General features: G+C 73.5%; 10 protein-coding genes and 1 pseudogene. 4 read left to right on the forward strand and 7 right to left on the reverse strand.

Features of this window, described 5'->3' with window-relative positions:
• Positions 1-20: 20 nt before the first annotated feature.
• Complete coding sequence (locus ABZ570_RS25895) at positions 21-950, forward strand: NlpC/P60 family protein (protein ID WP_358068769.1); 930 nt, start codon at positions 21-23, stop codon at positions 948-950.
• Between the two features lie 53 nt (positions 951-1,003).
• On the opposite strand, the gene ABZ570_RS25900 is transcribed toward ABZ570_RS25895, so the two are convergent.
• Positions 1,004-2,002 (reverse strand): TerC family protein, encoded by a 999-nt coding sequence (locus ABZ570_RS25900; RefSeq protein ID WP_358068772.1) that lies wholly within the window; start codon positions 2,000-2,002, stop codon positions 1,004-1,006.
• A 406-nt stretch (positions 2,003-2,408) separates the two neighbouring features.
• Between ABZ570_RS25900 and ABZ570_RS25905 the strand changes: the two genes are divergently transcribed.
• Both ABZ570_RS25905 and ABZ570_RS25910 read left to right on the forward strand, forming a co-directional pair.
• Entirely contained in the window at positions 2,409-2,702 is a 294-nt protein-coding gene (locus ABZ570_RS25905) for an antibiotic biosynthesis monooxygenase family protein (RefSeq protein ID WP_358068775.1), read from the forward strand.
• Positions 2,703-3,208: 506 nt separating this feature from the next.
• Positions 3,209-3,367 (forward strand): annotated as a pseudogene (locus ABZ570_RS25910) (SDR family oxidoreductase); the annotation flags it as partial.
• A 52-nt stretch (positions 3,368-3,419) separates the two neighbouring features.
• Here ABZ570_RS25910 and ABZ570_RS25915 read toward each other — a convergent pair.
• From ABZ570_RS25915 to uvrB, 4 genes are all read right to left on the reverse strand, one after another.
• Entirely contained in the window at positions 3,420-4,334 is a 915-nt protein-coding gene (locus tag ABZ570_RS25915; RefSeq protein ID WP_358068778.1) for a DUF5753 domain-containing protein, read from the reverse strand.
• Between the two features lie 97 nt (positions 4,335-4,431).
• Complete coding sequence (locus tag ABZ570_RS25920) at positions 4,432-4,800, reverse strand: VOC family protein (protein ID WP_358068781.1); 369 nt, start codon at positions 4,798-4,800, stop codon at positions 4,432-4,434.
• A gap of 24 nt (positions 4,801-4,824) precedes the next feature.
• Positions 4,825-5,697, reverse strand: a complete 873-nt coding sequence (locus tag ABZ570_RS25925) for a helix-turn-helix domain-containing protein (RefSeq protein WP_358068784.1) — start codon at positions 5,695-5,697, stop codon at positions 4,825-4,827.
• Positions 5,697-7,805, reverse strand: a complete 2,109-nt coding sequence (gene uvrB, locus ABZ570_RS25930; protein WP_358068787.1) for an excinuclease ABC subunit UvrB — start codon at positions 7,803-7,805, stop codon at positions 5,697-5,699. Before uvrB ends, ABZ570_RS25925 begins: the two co-directional genes overlap by 1 nt.
• A 299-nt stretch (positions 7,806-8,104) precedes the next feature.
• Here uvrB and ABZ570_RS25935 point away from each other — a divergent pair, with 299 nt between their 5' ends.
• On the forward strand, positions 8,105-9,979 hold the full coding sequence (locus ABZ570_RS25935) for a hypothetical protein (protein WP_358068791.1): 1,875 nt from the start codon (positions 8,105-8,107) through the stop codon (positions 9,977-9,979).
• Here ABZ570_RS25935 and coaE read toward each other — a convergent pair.
• Together coaE and ABZ570_RS25945 are read right to left on the reverse strand one after the other, a co-directional pair.
• Positions 9,906-11,084 (reverse strand): dephospho-CoA kinase, encoded by a 1,179-nt coding sequence (gene coaE / locus ABZ570_RS25940; RefSeq protein ID WP_358068797.1) that lies wholly within the window; start codon positions 11,082-11,084, stop codon positions 9,906-9,908. The two genes, ABZ570_RS25935 and coaE, sit on opposite strands and share 74 nt — an antisense overlap.
• A 248-nt stretch (positions 11,085-11,332) precedes the next feature.
• The coding region (locus ABZ570_RS25945; RefSeq protein ID WP_358068794.1) for a S1 RNA-binding domain-containing protein at positions 11,333-12,336 on the reverse strand (1,004 nt) is incomplete at its 5' end.

The raw sequence follows: 12,336 nt of genomic DNA on the forward strand, positions 1-12,336 counted from the left end.
CGCCGGAGAGGACCCGCGAGGTGGGAGTGGACGTGGAGCTGCAACCGGGCCGCGAGGCCCTCGTCCGGGTCCCGGTGGCGACCCTCTGGACCGCCCCGGAGACGGTCCGCGCGGTCGACCACCCCGCCCTGGCCGACCCGCCGGACGTCGCCGCCTGGATCGGCGGCATGGACCGTGACCAGCGGGTTGGCGACTGCGTGCTCAGCCAGCTGCTGCTCGGCGAGCGGGTGCTCGTCACCGAGGTACGCGCCGACGGCTGGGCCCACGTGGCCGCCCTGGAACAACCCGCCGCCAAGCTCGACCCCCGCGGCTACCCCGGCTGGCTGCCCGCGGCCCAGCTGACCCCCGCGCCGGAGGCCGCCCCGTCGGCCACCCCACTGGTGGTCGACGCCACGCTCACCGCGCTGCGCTCTGCTCCGGACGGCCCGGTGGCGCTGCCCGGCGTGGTCCTCGGCACCCGTCTCGCCCCGGCCGGCCGGCCCGTGGACGGGTGGCGGCCGGTCCACCTGCCGGGTCGGGCGGACCCGCTCTGGGTGCCGGAGGGCGACGTCGTGCCGCTGCCCACCGAACGGCCGGAGGCCAAGGAGGTGCTCGCCGTCGCCGAGCGGCTGCGCGACCTGGTCTACGTCTGGGGCGGTGTGTCCAGCCACGGCATCGACTGTTCCGGGCTGGTGCACCTGGCCTGGCGCCGGTACGGGGTGACCCTCCCCCGCGACGCCGACGACCAGGCCGGGGCGACGGCCCCGCTGGCGCTCGGCGAGGAGCGCCCCGGCGACCTCTACTTCTTCGCCCGGCCGGGTCGCCGGATCCACCACATCGGCATCGTCAGCCGTGAGCCGCGCGGCGAGATCCGACGGATGCTGCACGCCTGCTACATCCAGCGCAGGGTGGTGGAGGAGCGGCTCCCTCCGGAGCGGGAGGCCACGCTCATCGGCGCCCACCGCGTCTGACCCGTACGCGCGAAGGGGCGCTCCCGTGGACGGGAGCGCCCCTTCGCGTGCGGTCAGCGGTGGGCTGCGGCCAGCTCGCGGCGCCGGTCCCGGGCCGACTTGATCAGACTGGCCGCGGTGGCGATCGCCAGGGTGCCGATGATGACGGTCAGCGAGAGCCAGATCGGAATGTGCGGGGCCCAGGCCACGTGCCGACCGCCGTTGATGAACGGCAGGTTGTTGCCGGCGAGCGCTTCCAGGACCAGCTTCACGCCGATGAAGCCGAGCACCACGGCCAGGCCGTAGCTGAGGTAGATCAGTCGGTCCAGCAGCCCGCCGAGCAGGAAGTAGAGCTGGCGGAGCCCCATCAGCGCGAACACGTTCGCGGTGAAGACCAGGTACGGCTCCTGGGTGATGCCGAAGATCGCCGGGATCGAGTCGAGCGCGAAGATCAGGTCGGTGGTGCCGATCGCGATCATCACGATCAGCATCGGGGTGAAGAGTCGCCGCCCGTTCACGCGGGTGGTCATCCGCGCGCCGTCGAAGTCCCGGGACAGCGGCAGCGCCTTGCGGCTCCACCGGATCAGCACGTTCTCGCTGAACTCGTCCTCGTCCGGCTCGCCCTGCCGGGCCAGATTGATCGCGGTGTAGATCAGGAACGCGCCGAAGAGGTAGAAGACCCAGGAGAACTGGGAGATCAGTGCGGCACCGGCGGCGATGAAGCCACCCCGCATGACCAGCGCCAGCAGGATGCCGATGAGCAGCACCTTCTGCTGGTACCGCCGGGGCACCGCGAAGCGGCCCATGATGATCACGAAGACGAAGAGGTTGTCCACCGAGAGGCTGTACTCGGTGAGCCAGCCGGTGTAGAACTGGCCGGCCGCGCTGGGCCCGGCGGTGAGCCAGAGCCCGGCGCCGAAGAGCAGGGCCAGCCCGACATAGAAGCCGACCCAGAGGCTCGACTCACGGACGCTGGGCTCGTGCGGGCGCCGACCGATGATGAGAAGGTCGACGAGCAGGACCGCCGTCAACACGACGAGAGTCCCGGCCCACACCAATCCGGACACGTTCAATTCCATCCTCCGGCAGACACGCAGCGTCGGGCACACCGTACGCCGAGTGCGGCTCCGGGGTGCGTCTACGCTGACTCTGGTGACTGTCGGAGGTCTCTTCCGCCACCGACCCGGGTAACGGGCCGCTGACCGACGGAGCCGGGTCGTATCACCGGGGGCCGGTGCTCTTCCGTGCTGACGACTCCGTCGCGGGGGAATACTCCCCTCCTCGGGCGCCATTCTTCACCATCAGGCGGGTCCAGCGCATCTCCGGGGGGCAGGATTGGCGGGGAATCACGTTCCGGCGTGTCATGGGCCACGTTCTGTAGCGCATCCTAGGAGGCTAGGTGCTCGGCGTTCAGCCGGCGTTCTGGGAAGCCGCACCCCGGCTCGCCACGGGCCGGGGTGCGCGTGCGAGGCTTCGGGCATGGTTCTTGAGGTCGCGCTGATCGACGTGACGCCCGGACACGAGGACGACTTCGCCGCCGCGTACTCGCAGGCGTACCCGATCCTCCGCGGCACCGAGGGCTGCCGTGCGGTGCGGATGACCCGGGGCATGGAGTCGCCGTCCCGGTTCGTGCTGCTGGTGGAGTGGGACTCGGTCGAGGCGCACGACGTCAACTTCCGGCAGAGCGAGCGCTTCCAGCAGTGGCGGGGGCTGATCGGCCCGCACTTCGCCAACCCGCCGCTGGTCGAGCACTTCATCGACGTGCCGGCCTGAGCTGTCGTCCCGGTACGCCCATCCGAGTACGCCGGGCGAGGCGGCCATGCGAACCGCGGGCAAATACCGGATGGCACGCTTTCGAGCTGAATCGTCCACGACATCACCGATCGACGATCGTCGCCCAGCAGCGGTGAATCGCCTACGACATCAGCTCGACAGCGTGCGCACGGAGAGGATCCGTCGGCCGGGCGCGTACCGCCCGGTGGCCCCGCTCCCGGCACGCGACCGCCCCTAGAGACGCGCGCAGCGAGGCGCCGCCACGTACGAGATCGACGCCCTCGCGCCCGAGTTCATCCTGGCCCCAGCTGTCGTACCCCTCGCATAGATTGCGCCCGACGCGCCGCCACCGGTCCCGACGGCATTCGGGGGCGTCGGGCCCGGTGGCCGCGCGGCGATCTTCCCTTGCGAGCCCGGCCAAGGGGGCGGTTGGCTGCCGGCCATGGACAGGGTCGCCCTCCTGACCGGTGTGAGCCGACGGATCGGCATCGGCGCAGCGGTGGCCCGTGCCCTCGGACACCGGCTACGCCGACCCGGACCGGCTGGCCGGGGTGGCCCGCCTCTTTCCCGGCGGCCGTTGGGGCGCCCCGGAGGACGCCGCCCGGCTGGTCCGCTTCCTCTGCTCCCCCGACGCCGGCTGGATCACCGGTCAGGTCATCGACTCCGAGGGCGGCTTCCAGCGACACCGCTCACCGCCCGGCTGGGCAGCCCGGCGCCTCAGCGCGGCTCGGGGACCGGTGCGTCGCGCGGCTCGCGCGGGCGGGGCACGAGTGCCGACCCGAGCCGGCGGGCCAGCAGATCCGCAGTCTCCTCCTCCGACAGGGCCGCCGCCAGCAGCCAGTCGACCAGCCGCTCGTAGCGGGCGACGTCCGCCTCGGCGGCCAGCCGCAGGTCGGTGGTGAGGGTCTCCACCAGCACCGTGCGGGGATCGGCCGGGTCCGGGTAGGTGTAGAAGGAGAAGCCGGCCAGCGGATGGACACCGCCGTGCGGCGCGGCGTCCCGGGGCAACAGCCGGATCGTGACGTGCGGCCGGTCGGCGAGGGCGACCAGGTGCCGCAACTGGTCCCGCCAGACGTCGGCCGGCGCGCCGCCCGGGTCGCAGACCCGCTCGTCGAGCAGGGCCGTGTAGCGGGGCGGATCCGACCGGCGCAGCACCTCCTGACGCACCGCGCGGGCCCGGACATCCGCCTCGACGTCCACGTCCTCGTGCAGCAACGCCCCGGCGGTGACCCGGAGGCGGGCGTACGCCGGGGCCTGGAGCAGCCCGGGCACGACGGCGGGTTGATACTCGACGATGCGGGCGGCGCCCGCCTCCAGCTCCGCGTACGCCCGCTGCCGCTCCCCCATCTCGCCGAGGGCCCGGGACCAGGCCCGGCCGGTCGCGGCGTCCCGGGCGATGACGATGAGCTCGTCCCGCTGGCCGGGCGGCACCTGGTAGACGTCGAGCAGGTCGAGCACGTCGGCCAGATCCGGCCGGCTCTGGCCCAGCTCCATCCGGGACAGTTTGGACGTGGACGCCCAGCCGAGCCGGTCGCAGACCTGCTCCAGGGTGAGCGACTGCCGGCGGCGGAGCCGGCGCAGCTCCGCGCCGAGCCGCGCCCGCCGGACGACAGGACTTGCTGACAACGCCATACGGCCTCCCACCGAGGGAGACTACGCACGACCCATCACGGACGGCAATACCTTGATAGCGGAGTGCTACCGGTAACCTCCGGAACACCCGGACCGGTCAGGGCCGGTACGTGCCGAACGACCAGACGAATCCCGCCGGGTCCCGGGCAACGTAGTCGCGGGAGCCGTAGTCGGTGTCGAAGGGAGCGTGGATGATCTCCGCGCCGGCCGCCCGGGCCCGCTCGTGGTGGGCGTCGACGTCGTCGACCGCCACGTAGACGCGGTAGTCGTCGTCGGCCGGCCGCACCGGCAGGGCGGGACCGGTGGCCAGCATGACGAGGTCGTCCCCGTAGCCGAGCTGGGCATGCCGCACCGTGCCGTCCGGCCCCGCGTGCACCTCGTGCAGCGTGAAGTCGAACGCGGACCTGAGGAAGTCGATGGCGGCGGAGGCGTCGGGGTACCGGAGGACCGGGTAGATGCTTCGCATCCCCCGATCCTGCCAGCGGGCCGGTCAGCCGGGATTGGACGAATGCGACGTCGACCGAGCCAACGCGGCGGGGGTGGCCCCGGCGAACTCGCGAAACTCCCGGATCAGGTGGGACTGGTCGAAGTAGCCGAAGCGTGCCGCCAGCTCCGCCCAGCCCGGCGCCGGGTCGTCCCCCGGCGGCTCGGCGGCCGGCGCGGTGACCAGCTCGCGGCCCAACGTCGCGTACGCCCGACGGAAGCGGAGCAGCCGGGCGACGGCCTTCGGCGGCAGCCCGAACTCCTGCCGGAACCGGACCGCCAGATGCCGGCGGCTCCAGCCGACCTCCTCCGCCAAGGCGCCGACGCCGACCCCGCCCCCGCTGTCGGCGAGCAGCCGCCAGGCCCGCCGCAGCCGTGGCTCGACCGGCCCGGCGGCGCCCAGCCGGGCGGCGAGGGCCGCGTCCAGCCGGGCGAATCGGCCCGCCCAGTCGGGAACGGCGGCCAGTTCGTCGCGGAGCCGCTCCCACCAACGGTCGAGCTGGTCGACAGGCACCGCCCGGTTGGCCAGCTCACCGAGCGGCAGCCCGAGCAGCCGGCGCGCGGCGGGTGGGGTGAGCAGCAGCTGCACCCCGGCGCCCGCGCCGGCCGTGCGGGTGGTGCAGTAGGCGTCGAACGGCCCGGCCACGAACGCGTTCACCCCGTACGCGCCCCGTTCGGCCGACCGCGGATCGGTGACGTCCAGCGGGGCACCCCAGCCGAGGATCAGCACCACGAAGGCGCCAGCGGCCTCCCGGCGTAGCACGGGCCGGGCGGCGTGCTCCCGGTAGCCGAGGTACCGGTCGGTGTATCCGCGCAGCCCGGGGTCGGGCCAGCCGACAACCGCCTCGGCCAGCGGTACGTCCATCCCCGGCCCGCCCATCACTTGACCCCGGCGACGTCCATCCCGCGCAGTTCCTTCTTGAGATCGGCGATCTCGTCCCGGATCCGGGCGGCCAGCTCGAACTGGAGCTCCCGCGCGGCGGCGAGCATCTGCTCGTTGAGCTCCTGGATGAGGTTCGCCAGGTCGGCCCGGGCCATCCCTTCCCGGGACGGGGTGGCGGCACCGCCCCGACCGCGGCTGCGGGTCTCCTTGACCGGCGCCTTGCCCCGGGACAGCTGCCGGGCGGCCCCGCCGACCCGGGTGTTCTCGGTGTCCTCCGCCTCGCGGTAGATGTCGTCGAGGATGTCGTGGATCTTCTTGCGCAGCGGCTCCGGGCTGATGCCGTGCGCCTCGTTGTGCGCGGTCTGCTTGGCCCGGCGCCGGTTGGTCTCGTCGATCGCATCCGCCATCGACGGAGTGATCTTGTCCGCGTACATGTGGACCTGGCCGGAGACGTTACGGGCGGCCCGGCCGATGGTCTGGATCAGCGACCGGCCGCTACGCAGGAAGCCCTCCTTGTCGGCATCGAGGATCGCCACCAGGGAGACCTCCGGCAGGTCGAGACCCTCCCGGAGCAGGTTGATGCCGACCAGCACGTCGTAGTCGCCCTTGCGCAGCTCGCGCAGCAGCTCCACCCGGCGCAGCGTGTCGACCTCGGAGTGCAGGTAGCGCACCCGGATGCCGTTCTCCAGGAGGTAGTCGGACAGGTCCTCGGCCATCTTCTTGGTCAGGGTGGTTACCAGCACCCGCTCGTCCCGCTCGGTGCGCAGCTTGATCTCGTGCATGAGGTCGTCGATCTGGCCCTTGGTGGGCTTCACGACGACCTCGGGGTCGACCAGGCCGGTCGGACGGATCACCTGCTCGACGTACTCGCCCTGGGCCTGCTCCAGCTCCCAGGTGCCCGGAGTGGCGGAGAGGAACACCAGCTGGCCGACCCGATCCAGGAACTCGTCGAAGCGCAGCGGTCGGTTGTCGGCCGCGCTGGGCAGCCGGAACCCGTGGTCGATCAGCATCCGCTTGCGGGACGCGTCGCCCTCGTACATGCCGCCGATCTGGGAGACCGTCTGGTGCGACTCGTCGATGACGGTGAGGAAGTCGTCGGGGAAGTAGTCGAGCAGGCAGTGCGGCGGATCGCCCGGCTGACGCCCGTCGATGTGCATGGAGTAGTTCTCGATGCCCGAGCAGAAGCCGACCTGCCGCATCATCTCGAGGTCGTACGTGGTGCGCATCCGCAGCCGCTGCGCCTCCAGCAGCTTGCCCTGCCGCTCCAGTTCGGCCAGCCGCTCAGCCAACTCGGCCTCGATGTCGCGGATCGCCCGCTCCATCCGCTCCGGCCCGGCCGCGTAGTGGGTGGCCGGGAAGATCAGCAGGTGGTCGACCTCGCGGACCACGTCCCCGGTGAGCGGGTTGAGATAGTAGAGCTTCTCCACCTCGTCGCCGAAGAGCTCGATCCGGACGGCCAGCTCCTCGTACGCCGGGATGATCTCCAGCGTGTCGCCGCGGACCCGGAAGGTGCCCCGCTGGAACGCCATGTCGTTGCGGGCGTACTGGATGTCGACGAGCCGGCGCAGCAACTGGTCGCGGTCGAGCTCCTGCCCCACCGCGACCCGGACCGCGCGGTCGAGGTATTCCTCCGGGGTGCCCAGACCGTAGATCGCCGAGACGGTCGCCACCACGATCACGTCGCGCCGGGTGAGCAGCGACATGGTGGCCGCGTGCCGCAGCCGCTCGACCTCCTCGTTGATCGAGGAGTCCTTCTCGATGTAGGTGTCGGTCTGCGGGATGTAGGCCTCGGGCTGGTAGTAGTCGTAGTAGGAGACGAAGTACTCCACCGCGTTGTGCGGGAGCAGCTCCCGGAACTCCTTGGCCAGCTGGGCACAGAGCGTCTTGTTCGGCGCGAGCACCAGGGTCGGCCGTTGCAGCCGCTCGACCAGCCAGGCCGTGGTGGCGCTCTTGCCGGTGCCGGTCGCACCGAGCAACACCGTGTGGCGGTCGCCGCGCCGCACGCGGCGCTCCAACTCGTCGATGGCGGCCGGCTGGTCGCCGGCCGGCTGAAACTCGCTGATGACCTGGAAGCGGCCGTCGAGCCGGGGAATGTCGAGCGCCATGGCCTCAACGGTACGCCGCAGGTCCGACAGGTCCGGGCCGACCGCGGCAGGTCCGAGACCTGCTTCGATATTCCCATTGTGTGCCTCAACTCGCCCGGCTAGGCTCTCACCGTAGGCCGCTCGCGGCGGCCGACCGGGCCGGTGGCCGCCCTCCAGGGGCTCGGCCGCCCCCGGCACCGACGGTCGCAGCACCCGGGACGACCGGCGTGCGCACCGGGCGTGGTCGCGCTGAACGCGCAGACCGGCCGCCGCGAGCGCCCCTGCTCGTCACCAGATCCTCGCAGCCGCGTTCTCCACTTGTGGAGACCTCTCGTGGATGGCGGTCCCGACGCGTCCCGTCACCCGACGCCGCCGCGTCACCCCCCGGCGACACCGGCACCGACCCGTCCGACGCGCTCCCCACGGGTCCGTCCGCGGGTCCGTCCGCGGGTCCGTCCGCGCCGCCGGCTGCCGCCGGCCGCCGCAGCACACCGGCCCGACGCACCCCCGAACCCCCGACCAGCCCGAAAGCCGCCCCGACGCCCGACGCCGCCCCACCCGAACCCGGCCGCCGCCACCGGCGCGCCCGCGCCGGCGGCGCGCGGCCGGGGAACACGCCGGGCCGGCGGCGGGCCGGCGCGGAGGCCGGTGGACGGCCGGCCGGCATCCCTACCGGGGCCGGCCCGACCGCCGAGCACGACCCGGACGAGAGCGATGATCCGCCGAAGCCGCCGACCCGGCGGCGGGCCGTCCTCGTCGCGCTCGGGCTGGCCGCGGTCGTCTCGGCGGCAGCCCTCGTCGCCGGGCTGCTGAACTGGTCGCCCCAGCCGGCCGACCCCGCCCGGTCGCTCACCCCGGCCGAGGCCGACCGGCTGGCAGCGATGCGGGTGACCAACCTGCGGGACGTCCGCGCCGGGATACGCGTCACCGTCGGTACCGGCCGGCCCGCCGAGCTGGTGGGCTGGGTCGACTGGGCCCGGCCGCTGGTCTACCTGACCGTGGGCGGGCCGCAGGCCGGTATCGAACGGGGCCTGGTGCAGGCCACCCGCTCGGCGATGGTGGTCCGCCCCGATCCGGCCGCGGCAGCCGCCCCGCCGCCGCTGGTACCCCCGGCCGACGGCTGGCGGCTGCGGGACCCCTCCGCCGGGCACGGCGTGGTCGCCGTCCGTGATCTGCTCCTCGGGCTGAGCGCGGACCGGCCCGACGCCATGCCGGTGCCGGCCCGCTGGCTGGGCCGGGAAACCGTCGACGGCAGCCCGGTCGACATCGTCGAGACGCCCCTGCCCGTGCCCGCCTCCGGCGTGGACGCCCCGGACCCGCCGGTCACCGCCGGGCCGGCGGGCAGCAGCCCGGCCGCCCGGCTGCCCCGCCTCTGGCTCGACGGGGACGCTCGGCTGCACCGCCTCCAGGGATGGCTGCCGGACGGCATCCCGGTCACCGTCGACCTGGCCCGCAGCGACCGGCCCACGCTGCGCCCGGTGGACGCGCTCGGGGGCCCACCCGGGCTGCCCCGTGCGCTCACCGACGCAGAGGCCGACCGGCTCGCCCGGTTGCCCGCCCGGCTCCGTACGGCCGGGGGCGCCAGGGCGGCACTGACCGCCCCGGTCGGCCGCGCCGCCAACCTGCGCGCCGCCGGCTGGCTCAGCTGGGCCGGGGCCGCCGCGTACCTCGCCGTCGGCGAGGCCGACACCCCCGGGCACCGGAGCCTGCTGCGTTGGCGGTCGGGGCGGGTGGCCCGGCTGGAGGCCCCGGCGGACGGCGCGGCGGCGGAGTTTCCGGCCACGCCGCCGCTGCCGCCACCGGCCGAGGCCGCCTGGCCGCCCGGCCGGCCGCCGAGCGACGACCTCGACCGGTTGTTGGGCGCGGCGCTGGGCGCGGGTCGGTCCGCGGCGCCAGCCGAATCGGCGATCCACCTGCGCGGCGACCGGCTGGCCGGCCGCGTCGTGGACGTCGTCGAGGTACCGTCCGGGCAGGCCGCCCTGCGCTACTGGATCGACCTCGACGGCCTGCTACGTCGCCTGGAGCTGCGGACCGGGCCGGGCGTCTGGGCACAGCTCGACCTGACCCCGGGCCGGGTGCCCGCGCTGCCCACCGCCTCGGCGGGGAGCGGACCGGGCCGGGTCAGGGCCGCCAGCCGATCTGCGCGGCCCACTCCTCAGCGCGCAGGTGCTCCTCGTCGAACCACGGGTCCTTGAGCGTGCCGTACGTGGCGCTGTCCGGCGCGGAGGCGGCCAGTTCCCGCTTCAGCTGCAGGTACGCGGCCCGCTGACCCGGGTCGGCGCGCAGGTGGTCGCGCATCAGCAGCGCGTACCGCCAGCCGGGCGAGCCGACCTCACGCAGGTGCAGGTACGCGGGGCGGCAGGGGTCGGCGCTGCCGTGCAGCCGCTTCTCCCACCGGACGCTGCCCGGCGGGCGAGGGTTGTCCCACCAGTCGCCGGGCAGTCGCGGGAACCCGGCGTCGGCGAGCCGCTCGGCGAGCGGGCCGTCGGCGTCCGCCAGCGAGGGCACGGTGAGCTGGATGTCGATGACGTCCTTCGCGGCCAGCCCGGGCACGGCGGTGGAGCCGATGTGGTCCAGGCGCAGGTCGGACCCGACCGCGTGCCGGATCCGGGCGGCCAGCCGGGCGTACTGCCGGGGCCAGGTCGGGTCGGGTCCGGTGAGCAACACCCGCTCCGGACGGACCGCGCGACGCTCGCGGACGTTGCGCTCGTAGGCCACCAGCCGCTCGTGCCACAGCGCGTCCACCGCCGCGTGCAGGTCGTCCCGGGTGCCGTCGTTGGTGAGCAGCACGTCGGCCGCCGCCTCGCGGCTGGCGTCGTCGGCCTGCGCGGCGATCCGCCGTTCGGCCTCCGCCCGGTCCATGCCGCGGTCGCGCGCCAGCCGCTCCACCCGGGTCGTCATCGCCGTCTGCACCACGACCACCAGGTGGTACGTCGGCGCGAGCCCCACCTCCACCAGCAGCGGTACGTCGTTGACCACGATCGCGTCCCGGGGCGCGGCGGCGGCCAGCTCGACCGTGCGCGCCCGGACCCGGGGATGGGTGATCGCCTCCAGCCGGCGGCGGGCCGCCTCGTCGGCGAAGACGATCGAGCCCAACGCCGCCCGGTCGAGGGCGCCGTGCGCGTCGAGGACCCGGTCGGAGAAGGCGGCGACGATCTCGGCCAGCCCTTCGCTGCCCGGAGCGACCACCTCGCGGGCGATCCGGTCCGAGTCGATCACCACCGCGCCGAGCGCGGCCAGCCGGCTCGCCACCGCGCTCTTGCCCGACCCGATCCCGCCGGTGAGTCCCACCATCAGCACCCGACCAGTCAACCCGATCACCGCCCCACGGCCAAACCCCACCCGCCCACCCGCTTCATGCCCCGCCCGGCGGTGCTGATCAAGGAGTCGTCGGGCTGAGTCGATCTCCAACCACACGCCCACTTCTTGATCAACTCGGGTATGGCGAGGGCCCCGCCCCCGAGCCGGTGTGGAACCGGATCGCGGGGACGGGGCCCGTTGTGGTCGCCAGCCGGGGCGTCAGACGCCGAGCTGGAGTTTTCGCGGGGTCACTTGCCGCCGGCGAGCTTCTCCCGCAGCGCGGCGAGCGCCTCGTCGGTGGCGAGGGTGCCGGACGGCTCCTCGGCCTGCCGGCTCGGGGCCGAGGTCGTGGTGGTCGTGCCGGACACGGCCGGAGCCGGGTTGGCGGCGGCCTCGGCGTCGGCGGCCCGGGAGGACTGCACCTGCTTGGTGTGGGCCTCCCAGCGCTGACGCGCCTCGGCGTACTGCTGCTCCCACGCCTCGCGCTGCTTGTCGTAGCCCTCGAGCCACTCGCCCGTCTCCGGGTCGAAGCCCTCCGGGTAGATGTAGTTGCCCTGCTCGTCGTAGGTCGCGGCCATGCCGTAGAGGGTCGGGTCGAAGTGCTCCTCGCCCTCGACGAAGCCCTCGTTGGCCTGCTTGAGCGACAGCGAGATCCGGCGACGCTCCAGGTCGATGTCGATGACCTTGACCATGACCTCGGAGCCGACCTGAACGACCTGCTCCGGGATCTCCACGTGGCGCTCGGCCAGCTCGGAGATGTGGACCAGGCCCTCGATGCCGTCGTCCACCCGGACGAACGCGCCGAACGGCACCAGCTTGGTGACCTTACCCGGCACGATCTGCTGGATCGCGTGGGTGCGGGCGAACTGACGCCACGGGTCCTCCTGGGTCGCCTTCAGCGACAGCGAGACCCGCTCGCGGTCCAGGTCGACGTCCAGGACCTCGACCTCGACCTCCTGGCCGACCTCGACGACCTCGGACGGGTGGTCGATGTGCTTCCAGGACAGCTCGGAGACGTGCACCAGGCCGTCCACGCCGCCCAGGTCGACGAAGGCGCCGAAGTTGACGATCGAGGAGACGACGCCCTTGCGGACCTGGCCCTTCTGCAGCTTGTTGAGGAACTCGGTGCGCACCTCGGACTGCGTCTGCTCCAGCCAGGCCCGGCGGGACAGGACCACGTTGTTGCGGTTCTTGTCCAGCTCGATGATCTTGGCCTCGAGCTCGCGGCCGACGTACGGCTGCAGGTCACGCA

It is taken from the genome of Micromonospora sp. NPDC007271 (assembly GCF_040634005.1).
GTDB lineage: Bacteria > Actinomycetota > Actinomycetes > Mycobacteriales > Micromonosporaceae > Micromonospora.

Bases quoted from the DNA above. Each gene is read 5' to 3' on its own strand.
- uvrB (WP_358068787.1), bottom strand. From the start codon at position 7,805: ATGGCGCTCGACATTCCCCGGCTCGACGGCCGCTTCCAGGTCATCAGC.
- ABZ570_RS25915 (WP_358068778.1), bottom strand. From the start codon at position 4,334: ATGGCGTTGTCAGCAAGTCCTGTCGTCCGGCGGGCGCGGCTCGGCGCG.
- ABZ570_RS25920 (WP_358068781.1), bottom strand. From the start codon at position 4,800: ATGCGAAGCATCTACCCGGTCCTCCGGTACCCCGACGCCTCCGCCGCC.
- ABZ570_RS25925 (WP_358068784.1), bottom strand. From the start codon at position 5,697: ATGGGCGGGCCGGGGATGGACGTACCGCTGGCCGAGGCGGTTGTCGGC.
- ABZ570_RS25905 (WP_358068775.1), top strand. From the start codon at position 2,409: ATGGTTCTTGAGGTCGCGCTGATCGACGTGACGCCCGGACACGAGGAC.